This window comes from Geminicoccus harenae (assembly GCF_019800005.1).
Classification (GTDB): Bacteria; Pseudomonadota; Alphaproteobacteria; order Geminicoccales; family Geminicoccaceae; genus Geminicoccus; species Geminicoccus harenae.
This window is the reverse complement of sequence record NZ_JABGCL010000052.1, coordinates 1-19119: the sequence shown is the minus strand read 5'-3', so window position 1 is coordinate 19119 and position 19119 is coordinate 1. Positions and strand designations below refer to the sequence as shown.

At 69.6% G+C, this 19119-nt stretch carries 23 protein-coding genes; 14 read left to right on the top strand and 9 right to left on the bottom strand.

What is annotated here, in order from left to right:
* Positions 1 to 383: 383 nt before the first annotated feature.
* On the top strand, positions 384 to 623 hold the full coding sequence (locus tag HLA95_RS28605) for a sulfurtransferase TusA family protein (protein ID WP_223861755.1): 240 nt from the start codon (positions 384 to 386) through the stop codon (positions 621 to 623).
* On the opposite strand, the gene HLA95_RS25080 is transcribed toward HLA95_RS28605, so the two are convergent.
* From HLA95_RS25080 to HLA95_RS25065, 4 genes are all read right to left on the bottom strand, one after another.
* Entirely contained in the window at positions 620 to 982 is a 363-nt protein-coding gene (locus tag HLA95_RS25080) for a hypothetical protein (protein WP_222184900.1), read from the bottom strand. The genes HLA95_RS28605 and HLA95_RS25080 overlap by 4 nt on opposite strands.
* 27 nt (positions 983 to 1009) lie before the next feature.
* On the bottom strand, positions 1010 to 2590 hold the full coding sequence (locus HLA95_RS25075) for a cisplatin damage response ATP-dependent DNA ligase (protein WP_222184898.1): 1581 nt from the start codon (positions 2588 to 2590) through the stop codon (positions 1010 to 1012).
* A gap of 87 nt (positions 2591 to 2677) precedes the next feature.
* Entirely contained in the window at positions 2678 to 3064 is a 387-nt protein-coding gene (locus HLA95_RS25070; protein WP_191058255.1) for a VOC family protein, read from the bottom strand.
* An 88-nt stretch (positions 3065 to 3152) separates the two neighbouring features.
* The gene (locus tag HLA95_RS25065) at positions 3153 to 4169 is read right to left on the bottom strand and encodes a ligase-associated DNA damage response exonuclease (protein ID WP_191058256.1); all 1017 of its coding nucleotides are present in this window, start codon (positions 4167 to 4169) and stop codon (positions 3153 to 3155) included.
* 89 nt (positions 4170 to 4258) lie between these two features.
* On the opposite strand from HLA95_RS25065, the gene HLA95_RS25060 reads away from it, so the two are divergent.
* From HLA95_RS25060 to HLA95_RS25045, 4 genes are read left to right on the top strand one after another with little or no spacing between them, the layout of a single operon-like run.
* Positions 4259 to 4612, top strand: a complete 354-nt coding sequence (locus HLA95_RS25060) for a RidA family protein (protein ID WP_191058257.1) — start codon at positions 4259 to 4261, stop codon at positions 4610 to 4612.
* Positions 4613 to 4636: 24 nt separating this feature from the next.
* Positions 4637 to 5884 (top strand): D-amino acid dehydrogenase, encoded by a 1248-nt coding sequence (locus HLA95_RS25055; RefSeq protein ID WP_191058258.1) that lies wholly within the window; start codon positions 4637 to 4639, stop codon positions 5882 to 5884.
* 7 nt (positions 5885 to 5891) lie between these two features.
* A complete protein-coding gene (locus tag HLA95_RS25050) occupies positions 5892 to 6683 on the top strand; it encodes a maleate cis-trans isomerase family protein (protein ID WP_191058259.1) in 792 nt (263 codons plus the stop codon).
* The gene (locus HLA95_RS25045) at positions 6680 to 7447 is read left to right on the top strand and encodes a lysophospholipid acyltransferase family protein (RefSeq protein ID WP_191058260.1); all 768 of its coding nucleotides are present in this window, start codon (positions 6680 to 6682) and stop codon (positions 7445 to 7447) included. Before HLA95_RS25050 ends, HLA95_RS25045 begins: the two co-directional genes overlap by 4 nt.
* Before the next feature lie 421 nt (positions 7448 to 7868).
* Here the strand turns inward: HLA95_RS25045 and HLA95_RS25040 are convergent, their stop codons facing one another.
* A complete protein-coding gene (locus HLA95_RS25040; protein WP_191058270.1) occupies positions 7869 to 8375 on the bottom strand; it encodes an Lrp/AsnC family transcriptional regulator in 507 nt (168 codons plus the stop codon).
* 147 nt (positions 8376 to 8522) lie between these two features.
* Here HLA95_RS25040 and HLA95_RS25035 point away from each other — a divergent pair, with 147 nt between their 5' ends.
* Positions 8523 to 8807: a hypothetical protein gene (locus tag HLA95_RS25035; protein ID WP_191058261.1), complete on the top strand. Its 285-nt coding sequence runs from the start codon at positions 8523 to 8525 to the stop codon at positions 8805 to 8807.
* A 12-nt stretch (positions 8808 to 8819) separates the two neighbouring features.
* Here HLA95_RS25035 and HLA95_RS25030 read toward each other — a convergent pair whose 3' ends face one another.
* The 3 genes from HLA95_RS25030 to hisC form a co-directional block, all read right to left on the bottom strand.
* Entirely contained in the window at positions 8820 to 9371 is a 552-nt protein-coding gene (locus tag HLA95_RS25030; protein ID WP_191058262.1) for a gamma-glutamylcyclotransferase, read from the bottom strand.
* A 69-nt stretch (positions 9372 to 9440) separates the two neighbouring features.
* The gene (locus tag HLA95_RS25025) at positions 9441 to 10394 is read right to left on the bottom strand and encodes a prephenate/arogenate dehydrogenase family protein (protein ID WP_191058263.1); all 954 of its coding nucleotides are present in this window, start codon (positions 10392 to 10394) and stop codon (positions 9441 to 9443) included.
* Positions 10391 to 11497 (bottom strand): histidinol-phosphate transaminase, encoded by a 1107-nt coding sequence (gene hisC, locus HLA95_RS25020; protein WP_191058264.1) that lies wholly within the window; start codon positions 11495 to 11497, stop codon positions 10391 to 10393. The genes HLA95_RS25025 and hisC overlap by 4 nt, the downstream gene beginning before the upstream one ends.
* A gap of 222 nt (positions 11498 to 11719) precedes the next feature.
* On the opposite strand from hisC, the gene HLA95_RS25015 reads away from it, so the two are divergent.
* Positions 11720 to 12547, top strand: coding sequence for a 23S rRNA (adenine(2030)-N(6))-methyltransferase RlmJ (locus HLA95_RS25015; protein ID WP_191058265.1), 828 nt, complete (start codon positions 11720 to 11722; stop codon positions 12545 to 12547).
* Between the two features lie 80 nt (positions 12548 to 12627).
* Positions 12628 to 13401: a 3-oxoacyl-ACP reductase FabG gene (fabG, locus tag HLA95_RS25010; protein ID WP_191058266.1), complete on the top strand. Its 774-nt coding sequence runs from the start codon at positions 12628 to 12630 to the stop codon at positions 13399 to 13401.
* A gap of 24 nt (positions 13402 to 13425) precedes the next feature.
* Here fabG and HLA95_RS25005 read toward each other — a convergent pair whose 3' ends face one another.
* The gene (locus tag HLA95_RS25005; protein ID WP_191058267.1) at positions 13426 to 14562 is read right to left on the bottom strand and encodes a CaiB/BaiF CoA transferase family protein; all 1137 of its coding nucleotides are present in this window, start codon (positions 14560 to 14562) and stop codon (positions 13426 to 13428) included.
* A 119-nt stretch (positions 14563 to 14681) separates the two neighbouring features.
* Between HLA95_RS25005 and HLA95_RS25000 the strand changes: the two genes are divergently transcribed.
* From HLA95_RS25000 to pqqD, 6 genes are all read left to right on the top strand, one after another.
* Complete coding sequence (locus tag HLA95_RS25000; protein WP_191058268.1) at positions 14682 to 15878, top strand: acyl-CoA dehydrogenase family protein; 1197 nt, start codon at positions 14682 to 14684, stop codon at positions 15876 to 15878.
* Between the two features lie 11 nt (positions 15879 to 15889).
* Positions 15890 to 16738 carry an HTD2 family dehydratase gene (locus HLA95_RS24995; protein WP_222184896.1) on the top strand — a complete coding sequence of 283 codons (849 nt, stop codon included), beginning with the start codon at positions 15890 to 15892 and terminating at the stop codon, positions 16736 to 16738.
* 188 nt (positions 16739 to 16926) lie between these two features.
* Positions 16927 to 17028 (top strand): pyrroloquinoline quinone precursor peptide PqqA, encoded by a 102-nt coding sequence (gene pqqA / locus HLA95_RS24990; RefSeq protein ID WP_159718820.1) that lies wholly within the window; start codon positions 16927 to 16929, stop codon positions 17026 to 17028.
* 48 nt (positions 17029 to 17076) lie between these two features.
* On the top strand, positions 17077 to 17970 hold the full coding sequence (gene pqqB, locus HLA95_RS24985) for a pyrroloquinoline quinone biosynthesis protein PqqB (RefSeq protein WP_191061679.1): 894 nt from the start codon (positions 17077 to 17079) through the stop codon (positions 17968 to 17970).
* Positions 17967 to 18740, top strand: a complete 774-nt coding sequence (gene pqqC, locus HLA95_RS24980; RefSeq protein WP_370467530.1) for a pyrroloquinoline-quinone synthase PqqC — start codon at positions 17967 to 17969, stop codon at positions 18738 to 18740. The genes pqqB and pqqC overlap by 4 nt, the downstream gene beginning before the upstream one ends.
* On the top strand, positions 18737 to 19027 hold the full coding sequence (gene pqqD / locus HLA95_RS24975) for a pyrroloquinoline quinone biosynthesis peptide chaperone PqqD (RefSeq protein WP_222184894.1): 291 nt from the start codon (positions 18737 to 18739) through the stop codon (positions 19025 to 19027). The genes pqqC and pqqD overlap by 4 nt, the downstream gene beginning before the upstream one ends.
* The last annotated feature ends 92 nt before the right edge of the window (positions 19028 to 19119 follow it).

Genomic DNA, 19119 nt, shown 5'->3' with positions numbered 1-19119 from the left:
GATACCAGCGCGACAATCTCCGTCGCCGCCGAGCACCCAGCCTCGCTGCGTGGGCCGGGTTCTAAGCCTGGCTGGCAGAACCGTCAACAGGAAATTTCGTTCCCTCTAACGGCTCGCCGTCCCTCGCTCCGGCTCAATTCATATGGAAACCACCATCCCCAGGAGAAGAGGGCCGCCACCAAAAATCGGCCCCCATGAGCTGCCGCCCGCCCAGCGGCCGCCAGCTTCCGCTGCAACCAATTGTGGTCCGCCACTTCCACAAAGACGGACCCGCTCATGCACGCCCACGGCCATGGCCCGATGACCGGAACGGCAGACCAGGCTTCCAAGCCGCCAGCGGTCACGCTAGGTGGCATCCGTCGGCCGATCCTGGAGCTGCCGTCTTGCCCGAACCTCGTTACGATGTCCTCGTGGATGCACGCGGCCTCGCCTGCCCGATGCCTTTGGTGAAGGCGCGCCAGGCGCTCATGGTCATGGAGCCGGGTGCCACGGTCTGCGTGCTGGCGACCGATCCGGCCGCACCTGCCGATTTCGACGAGTTCGTCGAGATCAGCGGCCATGAGCTGGAACGCAGCGAGCGCCAGGACAGCCTGTTCGTCATCGTGCTGCGCAAGAAGCGCTAGAGGCTGGCCGCCCAGGCGAAGGCCTGCTCCTGGCGCCGGGCGACCAGGGCAGCGCGCGCGTCCGGGTCCTGCGGATCGCCAGCAGCGAAGTAGCCGACACCCGGCTGGCCGTCGCTGGCCCGGACCACCAGGCAGGCCAGCTCCGGCAGCCCGCGTTCCGCCCGTGCCCGGTCTATCACGCCCAGCACTCGGCAAAGATGGCCGACCGTGCCGGAGCCCAGCCGCCAGCCGAACATGCCCAGCACCTGCCGGTAGCTGACTGGCCGCCCCTCGCGCGCGGCCTGCACCAGGATCCGCTCCAGACGTTCGGGATCGATGACCGTCCGTTCCGGTCGCGGCTCGGGCCAGTCTCCTCTCATGCTATTCCCGCGCTCCGTCCCGATCGTTCAGGCCATCAGGTCGATCAGGGTCGCCAGCCGGTCGGCCTCCGCGGCGGGCTTGTCCCAGCGGATCCGCGCGATCCGGGGAAAGCGCATCGCCACGCCCGACTTGTGCCGGCTGGAGGGGTGGATGCTGTCGAACGCCACCTCAAACACCAGGCGCGGCTCCACCGCCCGGACCGGGCCGAACCGCTCGATCGTATGGTCGCGGATCCACCTGTCCAGCAGCTTCAGTTCCTCGTCGGTGTAGCCGGCATAGGCTTTGCCGACCGGCACCAGTTCCTCCCCGTCCGGCCCGTCCTGCCAGGCGCCGAACGTGTAGTCGGAATAAAAGGAGCTGCGCTTGCCGTGGCCGCGCTGGGCGTACATCAGCACGCAGTCGACCAGATGGGCGTCGCGCTTCCACTTCCACCACAGGCCCTTGGGCCGGCCCGGCACGTAGAGGCTGTCCTTGCGCTTGAGCATCAGCCCCTCGACCGTGCCGCCCTCGCGCGCCGAGCGGCGCATCCGGTCGAGCTCGTCCAGGCCGCTGTCCGGGATGAGCGGCGAGAGGTCCATCCCCTCGGGCCGCTCGCGCGCCACGAATGCCTCCAGCCGTTCGCGGCGCTCGAGAAAGGGCAGGCCGCGCAGGTCCTCCTCGCCGTCGAACAGGATGTCGTAGAGCCGGACCAGGGCCGGGTAGTCCTGCAGCATGGCGGGCGTGACGGCCTTGCGGTTCAGGCGCTGCTGCAGGTCGTTGAACGAGGCGACCTCGCCCCCGCGCGCCACCAGCAGCTCACCGTCGAGCACGCCCTCGAAGCGCACGCGCTCGACCACCTCCGGAAAGGCCGGGCCCACATCGTCGCCGGTGCGGGAATAGAGGCGCACCTGGCCACGGACCGCCACGACCTGGACGCGGATCCCGTCCCACTTCCATTCGGCGCTGTACTCGGCGAGGTCAAGCCGCTGTGCCTGCTCGTCATCCAGCGGATAGGCCAGCATGAGCGGCCGGAACACCGGGGCATGGGCGATCTCCGGGCGCGGCATGCGGCCGTCCAGCCAGGCGAACAGGTCCAGATAGGGCGGGGCCGTGGCATGCCAGGCCTCCTCGACCAGGGCCGGCTCGACCTTGCCGTAGCGGGCCAGGGCCGCCCGGGCCAGGCCGGCCGAGGCACCCACGCGCAGGCTGCCGGTGGCGAGCTTGAGCAGCGCCCAGCGGCCGGTGGCATCCAGCGTGTCGAGCCAGGCGGCGATCTGCTTGGTGAGCTGGCCGCGCGGCAGCTCGTCCATGGCGACCACCACCTCGCTCAAGTGCGGCCAGTCGCGATCGGCCTGGTGCTCCGGCCACATCAGGGCGGCCGTCTCGGCCAGATCGCCCACGAAGTCGTAGGACCAGTGGAACAATTCGGGATCGGTGCGCTCGGCTACCAGCTCACGGATCACGCCGGACTTCGCCACCCGCAGGCTGAGCGTGCCGGCGATCGCGGCCAGGCCGAAGCCGCGGTCGGGATCGGGCACGGTGCGGAAATAATCCTCCAGCAGCGCCAGCTTGCTGGTGCGGGCCGGCGCGTAGAGGAGGCGGTCGAGAAGTTCGGAGAACGGCTTCACCTTGGCTGCGCACGCTCCTGCAGGCTGCCGTCCGGGCCAACCGGGCAGGCCCGGCGCAGGTTCCGGTTCGCTTCCGGCGGGTGCTGCTCAGCCAGGCGGGGTCGCACGGACGAAGGCCAGCTTGTTGCCGTCGGGATCACGGACATAGGCCGCATAGAAATCGGCGCTGTACTGGGGCCGCAGGCCGGGTGCCCCCTCGTCCAGCCCGCCGGCGGCCAGGGCCGCCTCGTAGATCGCCTGCACCGTCGCCTCGTCCGGCACCGACAGGCCGACCATCACCCCGTTGCCCCAGCTGGCCGGGCGGCCGTCGAACGGATGGAGGATCACCAGCTCCGTCGGACCGCCTGGCGGACCGTACCAGATCTCGTTGGGATAGGCCGGCAGCCGGACCCGGCCGAGCGGCGCCAGCGCCGCGTCATAGAAGCGGCCGGCGCGCTCCAGGTGGTTGGTTCCGAGCGTGAGATAGGAGATCATCCGAAGGCTCCGTTGCGCCGGCCTGCGTTCCGTGTCGCCGGCGAGCCTGCCATGGGTGCCGCAACCCGTCGAGGCAGGGGCGGACCGCTCAGCTCCCCTCCTCGTCATAGCCCACCAGCCGCAGGGCCTCGGCCCCAAAGCCGCGCTTGCGAGCGGCATATTGCAGGGCCTCCTCCCGGCCATGGGTGATCCAGACCCGGGGTGCGCCGACCTCGTCCAGCGTCTGCAGCAGCTCGTCCCAGTCGGCATGGTCGGAGATCACCAGCGGCAGCTCGATGCCGCCCTGCTTCGCGCGCTGCTTGACCCGCATCCAGCCCGACGCCTGACAGATCACCGGGTCCGGCAGGCGCCGCGCCCAGCGGTCGGCAATGGCCGAGGGCGGGGCGATCACGATGGCACCTTCCAGCTCGCGGCGCGGCTCGCCCTTCACGCCGGCCGTGGCCGGCCGGAGCTCGCCCAGCTCGATGCCGAAGCCCCGGTAGAGCTCGTTCATCGCGGCCAGCGCGCCGTGGACATAGATGGGCCGGTCCCAGCCGGCCCGGCGCAGCTCCACGATCAGGCGCTGTGCCTTGCCGAGCGTATAGGCGCCGACCACGTGGCAGCGCTCGGGGAACAGCTCGATCGAGTGGAGCAGCCGGCGCAGTTCCTCCTCGATCGGCGGGTGGCGGAACACCGGCAGGCCGAAGGTCGCCTCGGTGACGAACACGTCGCAAGGGACCGGCTCGAAGCCGGTGCAGGTCGGGTCTGCCCGGCGCTTGTAGTCCCCGGAGACCACGATCCGCCCGCCTTGATGCTCCATCAGCACCTGGGCGCTGCCCAGCACATGGCCCGCCGGATAAAGGGTGACGTCGACCTCCCCGATCCGGACCATCTCGCCATAGGCGGCGGCCTGGCGGGAAGGCGCCATGCCCTCGCCCAGCCGTGCCGCGGCGATCGCCAGGGTCGCCTCGGTCGCCAGCATGGCGCCGTGGCCGCCACGGCAATGGTCGCTGTGGCCATGGGTGACCACGGCGCGATCCACCGGCCGGACCGGGTCCACGTAGAAGTCGCCCGGCACCACGTAGAGGCCTTCCGGCCGGACCTGGACCCAGCGTTCCGGATGCATGCTCGAGCCCTCCCGGCAAGGGCGGCGCTTCCCCTGCCCCCTCGGGCTCATGTATGCCGCGCAGAGCCAACGTCAGCAGGAGAGAAGCAATGACGATCCGCCGCATCCAGCCCGGGCCGCGCATGAGCCAGGCCGTGACCCACGGCAACGTGGTCTATCTGGCCGGCCAGGTCGCCGCCGGCGCCCCCGGCAAGTCGGTCTCCGAGCAGACCAAGGACATCCTGTCCCGGATCGACGCCCTCCTCGCCGAGGCCGGCACCGACAAGAGCAAGCTGATCACCACCAATATCTGGCTGTCCGACATCTCGACCTTCAACGAGATGAACGCTGCCTGGGATGCGTGGGTCGCCCCGGGTGCCGCCCCGGCCCGCGCCACGGTCGAGAGCAAGCTCGCCTCGCCCGACTACACCGTCGAGATCATGGTCACCGCCGCGCTCGACTGAGCCGGCGGCCGCAAAGGGGCGGTCATGCGCGTTGCGGTGCTGGGTGCCGGCCTTGCCGGCGTGATGACGGCCTACGAGCTGTTCCGGGACGGTCACGAGCCGATCGTGATCGACCGGCGCAGCGAGCCGGCATCCGAAACCTCGTACGGCAATGCCGGCATGATCGCGCCCGGCCATGCCTATAGCTGGGCGTCGCCCACGGCGCTCAGGACCCTGATCCGCTCGATCCGCCACGACGACACGGCCCTGCGCTTCCGCCTCCAGGCCGACCCGCATTTCTGGGCCTGGGCGGCGCGCTTCGTGCGCAACTGCACCGAGGCCAGGGCCGACTACAACACGGTCCGCAAGGTCGGCCTGTGCGTCTACAGCCAGGGCGAGCTGCACCGGGTCGTGGCGGAAACCGGGGTCGATTACGGGGCCGCCAAGGGCGGGGCCCTCTACCTGCATCGCACGGAAGAGGCGCTCGCCCGGGCCGACCGCAATGCGGAGCTGATGCGCCGCCTGGGCGTGGAGGTGCGGCGGGTCACGCCGTTCGAGGCCGCCCAGATCGACCAGGTCTACCTGCCCGTCCTGGACCGGTTCGCCGGCGCGCTCTACGTGCCGGGCGACGAGTCCGGCGATGCAAGGCGGTTCACCCGCGGCATCGCGGCCTGGCTCATCGAGCGCGGCGTCGCGTTCCGGATGGACGAGACGATCGAGCGGATCGGCGTCGCCCGGGGCCGGATCGACCGGGTGGTCACGGACAAGGGCGGGGTCCAGGCCGATGCCTATGTGCTGGCACTCGGCTGCTATGCCGCACCGCTCGGGCGGACCATCGGGCTGCGCCTGCCGATCTACCCGGTCAAGGGCTACTCGCTTACCATCCCGATCGCCGGCCGCAACAACCCGCCGCGCCTCTCCGGCGTGGACGAGCACAATTTGTTCGCGTTCGCCAATTATGGCGAGCATGTCCGGCTCACTGCGATCGCCGAGTTCGCCGGCTATGACTGGTCGCACCGGCCGTCCGACTTCACCGGGCTGCTCAAGGCGGCCAGAGAGCTGTTCCCCGATGCGGGGGACTATGCCCAGCCGGAATACTGGGCGGGACTGCGGCCGATGACGCCGTCCGCCCTGCCGATCTTCGGCCGGGCGCGCTACGACAATCTCTATGTCAACGCCGGCCATGGCCACATGGGCTGGACCTGGGCCTGTGGCTCAGGCCGGATCACCGCCGACCTGATCGCCGGCCGCACGCCCGGCCACGACGTGTCCAGCATGCTCTACCGTGGATGAGCCGGCCATGACCCAAGCCTCCGGGCGGATCGTCCGCGAGCACCTGCCCTTCGAGCTGGACCGGGGCATCACGCCGCGCGCCCGGATCGGGCTGGTGGTGCTGAGCTGCGACCAGACCATCGAATATGAGTGGCGCGGCATCCTGACCGACCTGCCGGGCGTCGGCCTGTTCCACGCCCGCATCGCGGTCGACCCGATCATCACGCCGAACAGCCTCCGCGCGATGGAGCCGATGATCCGACCCACCACCGAACTCCTGCTGCCCGGCCACCCGTTCGACGCGGTGGCCTTCGGCTGCACCTCGGCCTCGATGGTGCTGGGGGAGGAGCGGGTCATGGCGCTCATGAACGAGGCCAAGCCGGAAGCGCGGGCGACCACCCCGATCACGGCTGCCAGGATCGCGATGGCCGCCCTGGACGCGCGGCGGATCGCGCTGCTCACGCCCTATCGCGAGGACGTCAATCTCGGGATCATCCGCTATCTGGAGGCGCGCGGCCTGGAAGTGCCGGTGTTCGGCTCGTTCAACGAGCCCGACGACGGCAAGGTCGGCCAGATGACCGCCCAGTCGATCCGCCATGCCGCCTGCGCGCTCGGGCGCGAGCCTGGGGTCGATGCGGTGTTCGTGTCCTGCACGTCGATCCGGCTGGCCGCCGAGGCCGCCCGGATCGAGGCCGAGCTCGGCAAGCCGGTCACCTCGTCCAACCACGCGATGGCCTGGCACGCGCTGCGACTGGCCGGGATCGCCGACCCGCAGCCGGCATTCGGCCGGCTGTTCACCTGCCCCCTGCCCGCCGCATGATCCTGATCCGCTCCGCCATCTTCAACGTCCTGCTCTGGACCTGGACGCTGCTCGCCCTGATCGTGCTGCTGCCGGTCGGGCCGTTCCTGGATGCCGCCGGTACGCGCGCCTATGCGCGGGGCTGGGAGCGGGGCATCGGCTTCCTGCTGCGCTGGGTCGTGGGCATCCGCCACGAGGTGCGCGGCCTGCACCACCTGCCGGACGAGCCGGTGGTGATCGCGGCCAAGCACCAGTCGGCCTGGGAAACGCTGACCTTCCACACCATCGTCCACGAGCTGTCGGTCGGGCTGAAATACGAGCTCACGAAGATCCCGGTGTTCGGCCATTACCTGCTGAAATCCGGCTGCATCCGTATCGACCGGGGAGCCGCGGCGAAGGCGCTGAAGTCGCTGGTGGACGGGGCCCAGCAGGCGATGGCGGGCGGGCTGCACGTGATGATCTTCCCGGAGGGTACCAGGCGGCCCGTGGACGCGCCGCCGGACTACAAGCCGGGCGTGGCAGCACTTTACAAGCAGCTCGGCCGGCCCTGCGTGCCGGTCGCCCTGAACTCCGGCATGTTCTGGGGCCGGCGCTCGTTCGCCAAGCGGCCGGGCACGATCGTGCTGGAGTTCCTGGAGCCGATCCCGCCGGGCCTGCCGCGGGCGGCCTTCATGCGGACGCTGGAGGAGCGGATCGAGACCGCGACCAACCGGCTGGTGGCCGAGGCCGGCGGCAGTGCCGCGGTCCCGGCGCCATCCGGCAAAATTCTCTCCCCCGAGCCTTGACCCGCGCAGTCGGCGCACTCAATATCCTGGGTGCGTGAGAGTTGTTCGACCACTCGTACTTCACCCTCCATCGCGTGAAACGAGTGAACAAAGTCGTCGTGCAACCGCGCTTGGGCTAACCGGGCAAGAGGGGTTATGAACGACATTACTCCACCGGGTTACCATTGAGCGGCTATCACCGCCGTACGGCGTAAAGGTCGCTCCTGGTCGATGATGAGGCGCCCTTCGTCGACCAATCATCAGACATTGCCGGTTGAATACTGCGAGGCCAGTTGGCCGCGCCTGAAGGGTCGGCTATGAAAGCGACCCACCTGGATCATTCCAATGAACATGGCCGGATGGCTTCCGGCACCATGAAGGACGGCGGGAGCGCCCTTTCGGGCTTCTCCCGCCGTTTCACGTCCTGCCCGTCGCGTGTCGCTCAAGGGATCTCCAGCGGATCGACGCCGATCGACTGCTTCATCGCCCGGAGTGCGAAGGTCGAGCGAGTATGGCGGATGCCCTCGATCCGGTAGAGCCGCTCGCGCAAGAAGCGCTCGTAGTCCCGCGTGCCGGCCACCGCCACCTTGACCAGGTAGTCGTACTCGCCGGTGACGAGATGGGCCTCGATCACCTCGGGGATGCGCGCCAGGCTGGCGCCGAACACCTCCAGCGCATGGTCGTCGTGCCGGTTCAGGGTGATCTCCACGAACACCGTGTCCGGCAGGCCCAGCGCCGCATGGTCGAGCAGGGCGACATAGCCGGCGATCAGCCCGGCCGCCTCCAGCCGCTTCACCCGGGTCCAGCAGGGCGAGGCCGACAGCCCCACCTTCTCGCCCAGCTCGTTCATGGTGAGCCGGCCATCGGCGCGCAGCGCCGACAGGATGCGCCGGTCGATCGGGTCGAGCCGGAGCGAACCGTGGCCGGTCGCCGGGGCATCCTGCGGCATATTCTTCTGCGTTCTGGCCATTGCGCGGGTCATCCTTCTGCCATGCGGCGGAGATAGCCCAGAGTTCGGCAAACATCACTGGCCGGACGCGGCTAGAAACTCTTTCGCCGGCCGATCCGTCGGACCCAGCAGAAAGGAGCCGAAGCCATGCCCAGCGCCGCCGCCGACCGCACGACCCTCGAGGTCCAGGCGATCCTCACCGACGCGTATGACGGCATGATCCGCGTCCTGAACGACGCGCAGCGCTTTGGTCTGGAGCTGGTGGCGACCGTCCTGGAGGAAGCCGGCAGCGAAGCCCGGCTTCGTCTGGTCCTGACCACCGCCGCGCCGGTCACGCCCGAGGTCCTGCGGGCGCGCCTGGCCCGTCATCCCTGCGTCCGCCAGGTCGAGGTCAGCCGGAAGGACCGCTCCCCGATGCCGCTGGCGGCCTGAGCGGGATCCGGATCAGTCCTGGCTGATCTTTGGGTCGGGCAGGAGCCGCCGGGCCAATGCCTCGAGGTGCGGCTCCTGGATGCCCATCTCGCTCAGATGGTCCAGCGTATTGACCAGATATTCCTGGCAGGTTCCGGAACTGCCGCAGCCCTTGCGGACCATTTCCAGGATGACCGCCTCGTCCACGCCGCCGCAATACTGGTCGTGGTCGAGCCTCGCCACATAGGCCCAGGCCTGCACCGTGCGCCGGGATTCCAGCAGTTCCAGCGGGACCAGGCGGCGCTCGTACACGTTGGTGACCAGCTCGCGGGCATCCAGATAGGCCATGATCTCGGCCTCGCGCTCGCGGCGAAAGCCGATCGCCCGGCCGATGCAGGCGCCGCCGGCCGTCAGCCCCATCACCACGCCCGGTTGCTCGGCCGTGCCGCGATAATGCTCGGAGCGGATGCACAGGCGGCGCTGGTAGCCCACCAGCCGTGCGGTCTCGAACGCGTCGGGCTCGAAGCCGGGGCGCCACATCAGGGAGCCGTAGCCAAACGTCCAGACGAGATCCGGTTCAGTCATCGACAAGTGCTATGCCAAGCTCCGCAGCGGGCCGGGAACGGGCAGGCACCGTCCGCACGACCGCATCACCTATAGCGAGGTGGTGCCGGGCTCGCCATCTGGCGATACTTCATCGTCCTTAAGCTGTGGCTTACGCTCATAGGCCTGGCCGGCCTGGATCACGCTGCGCCGGATCTCGCGGGTGCGGGTGAACAGGTCGAACAGGATGTCGCCCTGGCCCCAGCGGATCGCCCGCTGCAGCGCCACCAGATCCTCCATGAACCGGCCGATCATCTCCAGGACCGCTTCCTTGTTGTTCAGGAAGATGTCCCGCCACATGGTCGGGTCGGACGCGGCGATCCGGGTGAAGTCGGTGAAACCGCCGGCCGCGTACTTGAACACTTCCGACTGGAGATGCTCCTCCAGGTCCGCGACCGTGCCGACGATGGTGTAGGCGCACAAATGCGGCAGGTGCGAGGTAATCGCCAGCACCCGGTCGTGATGCTCCGGCGACATGGTGTCGACCTTGGCGCCGACCGCCTGCCAGAGCGCCACGAGGCGCGCCACCGCGTCCGGATCGGTGTCCTCGACCGGTGTCAGGATGCAGCGGCGGTTCTGGAACAGGGTGGCGAACGCGGCGTCCGGGCCGGAATGCTCGGTACCGGCCACCGGATGGCCGCCCACGAAGCGGCGCGGATTAGGCAGGCGGGCGCGCACCTCGTTGACCACCAGGGTCTTGATCGAACCGACATCGGTGACGATCGCATCGGGGGCCAGGCCCGGCGCCATGGCCCCGGCTACCTCGGCCAGCGCTGCGGGCGGCGTGCCCAGCACCACGAGGTCCGCACCGGCGACGGCTTCGGCCGGATCGGCGACCGCCCGGTCGCACAAGCCCAATTCCAGCGCCCGGGCACGGGTCCGCTCCTGGCGGGCGCAGGCCACGATCTCGCCGGCCATGCCCCGCTCGCGCATGGCGAGCGCCAGCGACCCGTTGATCAGCCCGATGCCGATCATCGCCACGCGCTTGAAGTGGGGCTCACTCATGACCCGGGCAGCCCGTCCATGAAGCGCGCCAGCACCGCTACCACCTGGCGGTTCTCCTCCTCGGTGCCCACCGTCAGGCGCAGGCAGAGCGGCAACTGATAGGACGCCATGGCGCGGGGGATGATGCCGTTCTTCTCCAGATAGTCCGCAGCGGCCACCGCATCGTGGCCCGGCACGTCGGGAAACTGGATCAGCAGGAAGTTGCCGACGCTGGGGTGCACCTGGATCCCGAGCGCGGTGAGTTCCTGCGCCAGCCAGGGCAGCCAGCGGTCGTTGTGCGCCTTGGCCTTGGCCTGGTGCTCGACATCGTCGATGGCCGCGGCCGCGGCGACCTGGGCCGGCACGCTCACGTTGAACGGCCCGCGCACCCGGTTGATCACGTCGATGATGCCCGCGGATGCGGTCATCCAGCCGACGCGCAGGGCCGCCAAGCCGTGGATCTTGCTGAAGGTCCGCGTCATCACGACGTTGTGGGCGCTCAGCGACAAAGCGAGGCCGCTGTCATAGTCGGCAGCGCCGACATACTCGGCATAGGCGGAATCCAACACCAGCACGACGTCCGCCGGCAGGCCCCGGTGCAGGCGCAGGATCTCGTCAGCCGGCAGGTAGCTGCCGGTGGGGTTGTTCGGGTTGGCCAGGAACACCATCCGCGTCCGGCTGGTGACGGCATCGAGCAGCGCGTCCACGTCGGCGCAGAGATGGCGCTCGGGCGCTTCCACCGGCGTGGCCCCGGCGGCCAGTGCCGAGAGCTTGTACATCAGGAAGCCGTGGCGGCTGTAGAGCACCTCGTCGCCAGGACCCGCATAGGCGCGGATCAGCAGCGCGATCAGCTCGTCCGAGCCGGCACCGATCACGATCCGGTCGGGGTCGACGTTCATCCGCCGGCCGATCGCCTGGCGCAGGACCGTGGAGCCGCCTTCCGGGTAGCGGTGCAGGTCGGCCGCGATCGCCCGGTAGGCCGCGACCGCCTTGGCGCTTGGTCCGAGCGGCGTCTCGTTGGCCGACAGCTTGGCGGCCTTGCCGCCCTCCGCCACCTCGGCCTTGCCGCCCACATAGGGCTTGATCTCGAGAATGCCCGGCCGTGGGCGCGGCTCCTGGATCATGGATCGTCTCGTCTGTTCGATGCGTCGCGGACCGTCGCCGGACCAGCCGGACGACGCGGCCCCGTGGATAGGCAGCAGGATGCCCCTTCTGCAACATTTCCCGAAGGATGCGATGCAAGACCCCGGGGGAATCATCCGCTAGGATGCGCGCTGGCCTGCACACGGCCGACGGCCGCCGCAGGCCGTCCTTTCTGTTCCCCGGATCGTCAAAAAGCCACCATCATGCTCAGCTACCGTCACGGCTTCCACGCCGGCAACCATGCCGACGTCCTCAAGCACGCGACCCTCCAGTTCATCCACAAGGCGGTGATCGCCGCCGATCCCCGGCCGATCCTGGTGGTCGACACCCATGCCGGTGCCGGGCTGTACGACCTCAAGAGCGAGATGGGCGAGAAGGTCGGCGAATGGCGCCAGGGGATCCTGCCGCTCCTGCCCAAGGCGGCCGAGGCGCCGGCCCTGCTGCGCGACTGGCTGGAGATGGTCCATCTGGACGGGCCACGCGCCTATGCCGGCTCACCCGAGATCTCCCGGCGGCTCCTGCGCGCCCATGACCGGCTGCTCTGCTTCGAGCTGCACTCGACCGACTTCGCCGCCCTGTCCGCCCTGCTCTGCACCGACCCGCGCATCGCCGTGGTCAAGGCGGACGGCCTGGCCGGCCTGCCGACCGTGTTCCCGCCGCCTGAGCGGCATGCGCTGGTGCTGATCGACCCGTCCTACGAGATCAAGACCGACTACGGCCAGGTCCAGGACACGCTGCTCAAGGCTTGGCGGCGCCTGAGCACCGGCACCTACCTGCTCTGGTACCCGGTGATCGACCGCGGCTTCACCGAGCGGATGCTGGGCGGGCTGCGGAACAGCGAGATCGGCCGGCAGTACCGGATCGAGTTCTGCATCGAGCCGGACGAGGCACGCCGCGGCATGACCGGCTCGGGCCTCCTGGTGATCAACCCGCCGGACAGCCTGCCCGACGCAATGGCCGAGGCCCTGCCCTGGCTGGCACGGGAATTGAATGCTTCCGGCCAGGTCCGGGCGGAGTGGGTGAAGCCCTGAAGCGGCGCCGGGGAAGCCCTCGGCTCTTCCCTGCCGGCCGCGATGCCGTTCTGATCGCCGGAGCATGGAGGGAGGATGCAATGCTGAAATCACTGGCGGGCCGCACCGTGATCGTCACGGGCGGCAGCAAGGGAATCGGGCGGGGGCTGGCCCTGCGCTTCGGCGAGGCCGGGCTGAACGTGCTGGTGGTCTCGCGCCACCTGGACGAGGCGGAGAAGGTCGCCAGGGAGATCGGCGGCCATGCCTCGGCCTTCGTCGCCGACGTTGCCGATCCGGCCGCCTGCGAGACGATGGCCGCCGAGGCGGTCGGCCGCTACGGCGGCATCGACGTGCTGTGCGCCAATGCCGGCATCTTTCCCGCCGCCAAGCTCGGCGAGATGACCGCTGCCGACTTCGACGAGGTGATCGGCGTCAACCTGAAGGGCAGCTTCCTTTCGGTCAGCGCCTGCCTGCCGCAGATGAAGCGCCAGAACCGCGGCCGGATCGTGCTCACCTCGTCGATCACCGGCCCGATCACCGGCTATCCGGGCTGGACCCATTACGGCGCCAGCAAGGCCGGCCAATTGGGCTTCATGCGCACCGCCGCGATCGAGCTGGCGCCCTGGAACATCACGGTGAACGCGGTGATGCCCGGCAACATCCTGACCGAGGGGCTGGACGGGATGGGCGACGACTATCTCGCGGCCATGGCGGCCTCGATCCCGATGAAGCGCCTGGGCAGCGTCGCCGACATCGCCAATGCCGCCCTGTTCTTCGCCTCGGAGGAAGCCGGCTACATCACCGGCCAGACCATCGTGGTCGATGGCGGCCAGGTCCTGCCGGAATCCTTAGGCGCACTGGAGGCGATGGGCTGACGCGGCAAGGGGAACGGCCCCCGCTCACCGCGGCGGGTCTTGTCCGATGAACTCCTCGATCACCTGAAGGGTATGCTCGCCCAGAGCCGGCACCGCACCCGGCTCCAGCGGGCAGCCGTCCAGCAAGGCGCCCGGGGCCAGTACCGGCACCGGGCCGGAGGGGGTCGTTACGGTGATGTGCCGGTTCTGCGGGTGGGCGGCCAGGTCATCCAGCGTGCTGATCCGGCCATAGGCGATGTTCGCCGTCTGGAGACGACGGACCGCCTCATCCCGCTCGATGCCGGCGAAGACCGCGCGGATGGCCTCGTCCAGGGCGGGGCGGCTGGCGACCCGCGCGTCGTTGGTGCAAAAGCACGGGTCGTCTGCCAGCTCCGGCCGACGGAGCACCTTCTGGCAGAACAGCTTCCATTCCCGCTCGTTCTGGACCGCGAACAGCACCTGGCCGCCATCCTGGCAGGCATAGGCCCCGTAGGGTGCGATGGTCGGATGGTTCAGGCCGCTGCGGGTCGGTACACGGCCGCCATGGACGTGCTGGAGATGGGGCACGTTCATCCAGTCGGACAGAGCGTGGAAGAGCGAGGTCGCGACGTGCTGGCCCTTCCCGCTGCGCTCGCGGACGAACAGGGCGGTCATGATGCCCTGGAGCGCTGCCGTCCCGGCGGCGATGTCGGCGATCGAGACCCCCGTCCTGGCCGGGCCATGCTCGTTGCCGGTGATCGCCGCCAGCCCGGTCTCCGCCTGCACCAGCAGGTCATAGGCCTTGAGGTCGCGGTACGGCCCCTCGTCGCCATAGCCGGTGATCGAGCAGGTGATCAGCCGCGGGTGGCGGGCACGCAGTTCCTCCAGCCCGAAGCCCAGCCGGTCGACGGCGCCGGGCGCCAGGTTCTGGATGAACACGTCGGCCCGCGCCAGCATGGCCGAGAGTGCTGCCCGGTCGCGGGCCTGCTTCAGGTCCAGGCAGACCGACTGCTTGCCCCGGTTCAGCCAGACGAAATAGGCGCTCTCGCCCTTGACCAGATGGTCGTAGCCGCGCGCGAAGTCACCCTCCGGCCGCTCGATCTTGATGACCCTGGCCCCGGCATCCGCGAGCCGGCAGGAGGCATAGGGGGCCGCCACCGCCTGTTCGAGCGAGACGACCAGGATTCCTTCGAGCGGCTTCATCGCGCCCCGCAAAAGCCAGTTGTCGCCGGGATTGTTAGCTGCGGCACCGCGGGATGCCACCGCCCGGGGGTGCTGCGGGCCAGCGATTTTCCATCTGTCGCGGCCATCGACCCTTCGCCATGCTTGGCCCTCGAAAGTCGGACCAGGAATGGCAGGGCGAGGTGACCGAGGAAGACTATGCCGAGATCCGCCAGGAGGTCAGGAAGCTCTGTGCGGGGTTTCCGGGCGAGTACTGGCGCCGGCTCGACCGGGAGAACGCCTATCCTTCCGAGTTCGTCCGAGCACTGACCGAGGCCGGCTACCTAGCCGCCCTGATCCCCGAGGAATATGGCGGCTCCGGCCTGCCGCTCTCGGCTGCCGCCGCGATCCTGGAGGAGGTGCAGCGGGCCGGTTGCAACGGTGCCGCCTGCCACGCCCAGATGTACGTGATGGGTGCGGTGCTGCGCCACGGCAGTCCTGAGCAGAAGCGCCGCTACCTGCCGGACATCGCCTCGGGCCGGCTGCGCCTGCAGGCGTTCGCCGTCACCGAGCCCACCAGCGGCACCGATACCGGCTCGATCCAGACCTTCGCCCGGCGGGACGGCGACCGCTATCTGGTCAACGGCCAGAAGATCTGGACGTCGCGCGCCGAGCACTCCGACCTGATGCTCCTCCTGGCCAGAACCACGCCCAAGGACGAGGTGGCCAAGCGCACGGACGGCCTGTCGGTCTTCATCCTCGACATGCGCGAGGCGCTGGGGCGCGGCCTGACCATCCGGCCGATCCGCACCATGATGAACCACTCCACCACCGAGGTGTTCTTCGACAATGTCGAGATCCCGGCGGACGGCCTGGTCGGCGAGGAAGGCAAGGGCTTCCGCTACATCCTTTCCGGCATGAATGCCGAGCGCATCCTGATCGGTGCCGAGTGCGTCGGCGATGCCAAGTGGTTCATCGAGAAGGCGGCTGCCTATGCCGGCGAGCGCAGCGTGTTCGGCCGCCCGATCGGTCAGAACCAGGGTGTCCAGTTCCCGATCGCCCGCGCCTATGCCCAGATGCGGGCGGCCGAGCTGATGGTGCACGACGCCGCCGCCCGGTTCGAGCGCGGTGAGAGCTGCGGGCCCGAGGCCAACATGGCGAAGATGCTGGCCGCCGAGGCATCCTGGGCCGCGGCCGAGGCCTGCGTGCAGACCCATGGCGGCTTCGCCTTTGCCGAGGAATACGACATCGAGCGCAAGTTCCGGGAAACCCGGCTCTACCAGGTGGCGCCGATCTCCACCAACCTGATCCTGAGCTATCTGGCCGAGCACGTGCTCGGCATGCCGCGCTCCTACTGAAGGCCCGGACCATGAATCTGGCGGAGCTGCAGGCCTGGATCGGCCGCACCGAGGAGGCCGAGGACTGGATCACCCCGCAGATGACCAGGGGCCTGCGGGCCGTGCTCGACCAGGACCCGGGCGAGCCGCAGCCGGGCGACCCGGCACCGCCCGGCATCCATTGGTGCCTGGCACCACCCACCGCACCCATGTCGGCGCTGGGTCCCGACGGCCATCCCGCCCGCGGCGGCTTCCTGCCACCGGTGCCGCTGCCCCGGCGGATGTGGGCCGGCGGCGAGCTGGAGTTCCTGGACCGGCTCCTGGTCGATGACCGGGTGCTGCGCCGCTCCCGGATCGAATCGGTCGAGCTGAAGCAGGGCCGCAGCGGTGCCTTGTGCTTCGTCGCGGTGCGCCACGAGCTGTCGACGGGGCGTGGTGCCGCCATCCGCGAGCGCCACGACATCGTCTATCGCGAGGCCGCCCCGCCCGCTGCGCCGGCCTCGCCCGCCCCGCCGGCAGCGCTGCCCGAAGCCGAGGCGAGCCGCACCATCCAGGCGAATCCGGTCCTCCTGTTCCGCTACTCGGCGCTGACCTTCAACGGCCACCGGATCCACTATGACCGGCGCTACTGCCAGGAAGAGGAGCACTACCCGGGCCTGGTGGTCCACGGCCCGCTCCAGGCGACGCTGCTGCTGGACCTCGCGCGGGACCTGGCCGACGGGCGGCCGCTGCGCTCGTTCCGCTTCCGCGGCGTCCAGCCACTGTTCGACGGCGCCCCGTTCAGCGTGAACGGCCGCCGCACCGGGACCCAGCGGCTGGAACTGTGGGTCACCGACGCAGCGGGCCGGCAGGCCATGACCGCCGAAGCGGCCCTCGCCTGACCGGCCCTTGCCGGGTACGCGAAAGGCCATGCGGCCGGAACGAGCGAGATTTTGCTGGCCATGCCGGAATACGGCACTATCTGTTATAGGGAACCCCTGGTCCGCCGCAGTCCGCCCGGACGACCCGCCCTTGCTGGCGGGTGCCTGTCGGGACGGCTGGCCGGGAACACAGCCAAAAGGATGTGCAGATGACCTGGGAAACCCCGATCCTGATCGAGCTGCGTGTCGGCATGGAAGTCACCAGCTACGAGTCGGCCGAGATCGACCTTCCGGACGAGATGATCGACTGAATCTCGGTCGAGGCCGAAACGGCATAGGAGCAAATCGGGCGAGGTAGGGTGCGGCTCCTGGTACTGGGTTCGGCAGCCGGTGGCGGTCTGCCGCAATGGAACTGCCGGTGCCCGGTCTGCAGCCTCGCCTGGGCCGGCGACCCGCGCGTCGCGCCGCGTACCCAGTCCGGGCTCGCGGTGAGCGCCGACGGCGAGCGTTGGCTGCTGGTCAACGCCTCGCCCGACCTCCGCCAGCAGATCCTGGCGAACCCGGCCTTGTGGCCGCGCGACGGCCGGCGGCACAGCCCGATCGAGGCGGTCATCCTGACCAATGCCGAGATCGACCATGTGCTGGGCCTGCTCACCCTGCGCGAGCGCCAGCCCTTCGCGCTCCATGCCACCCAGGCGACCCATGCCGCCCTGGCCGCCAACCCGATGTTCACCGCGCTGGACCCGGCGGTGGTCCGGCGTCGTGATCTCGTGCCCGAAACGGTGCTGAGCCTGGCCGGGCTGGAGTTTCTGCCCTTCCCCGTCCTGGGCAAGCTGCCCCTCTACCAGGAGGAGGCAGCGCCGGATGGAGAGCTGGAAGCGGAGATCCTGGGCCTGGAGATCCGCTCTGCCGGCCGACGTTGCATGCTCGTGCCGAACTGCGCCAGGATCACGCCGGACCTGTGCGCGCGGCTGGAGGGTGCCGACCTGCTCCTGTTCGACGGCACGACCTTTGAGGACGACGAAATGGTCCGGCTGGGCCTGTCCCACAAGACGGCCGCACGGATGGGCCACATCCCGATGGCCGGCCCGTCCGGCAGCCTCGCCGGTCTGGGGGAGGTAAGGGTCGGCCGACGCGTGTTCCTGCACCTGAACAACTCGAACCCGACCCTTATCACCGGCTCGCCGGAGCACGCAGCCGTCCTGGCTGCGGGCTGGGAGCTGGCCTTCGATGGCATGGAGCTGGTTCTGTGAGCGTACATCCGGCGGTGTCGGCCTATCTGCAGCCCGGCCAGGTGCTGGGTCCCGATGACCTGGCGGAGCGGCTGCGATCGATCGGGGCGGATCGCTACCATGACCGCCATCCGTTCCACCGGCGCCTGCATGGCGGTGAGTGCCGGCCGGCCGAGGTCCAGGCCTGGGCGCTGAACCGCTACTACTACCAGGCCTCGATCCCGCTCAAAGACGCCGCGGTGCTGGGGCGGATGACGGATCCGGCGCTGCGCCGGGCTTGGCGGCAGCGCCTGGTCGACCATGACGGCACGGTTGAAGGCGAGGGCGGCATCGCGCGCTGGCTGCGCCTGACCGACGCGCTGGGCCTGGACCGGGAGCTGGTGGCGTCGTGCAAGGCGGTGCTGCCCGGCACCCGCTTCGCCGTGGATGCCTATGTCCGGTTCTGCCGGGAGCGCTCCCTCCTGGAAGCGGTGGCCTCCTCGCTCACCGAGCTGTTCTCGCCCAAGATCATCGGCGAGCGGGTCACGGGCATGCTGGCGCACTACGACTTCGTCGACCAGACGGCCCTGAGCTACTTCACCGCCAGGCCGCCCCAGGCGGAGCGGGACAGCGCGTTCGCCCTGGACTACGTGCTGGCCCATGCCGAGACCCATGAGCGGCAGGCCCAGGCGCTGGGCGCGCTGCTGTTCAAGACCGACGTGCTGTGGAGCCAGCTCGACGCACTGTGGCTGGGCTATGTCGAAGGCCGGCTGCCGCCCGGGGCCTGGCAGCCGGAGCACGGAGCATCATGACCGAGAATGTGCCGGCGATTGCCATGGATGCGCGGCCGCGCCTGCCGCGCGGGGTGCGCCTCCATCACGACCGGCAGCGCGACGCCTGGGTGCTGCTGGCGCCCGAGACCCTGTTCGGGCTGAACACCAGCTCGCTGGAGGTACTACGCCGCTGCGACGGGAATCAGACTCTGGCCGAGATCCTGGATGGGCTCGCAACCCAGTTCGGCACCGAGCCGGACCGGCTCGCCCCCGACGTGCTGGCCCTGCTCGGCCGGCTGCGCGACCAGCGGCTGCTCGACCTGTGAGCGCCTTGGAGCCCTTGGCGCCGCCGGTGGGCCTCTTGGCCGAGCTGACCCATCGCTGCCCGCTGCGCTGTCCCTACTGCTCCAACCCGGTC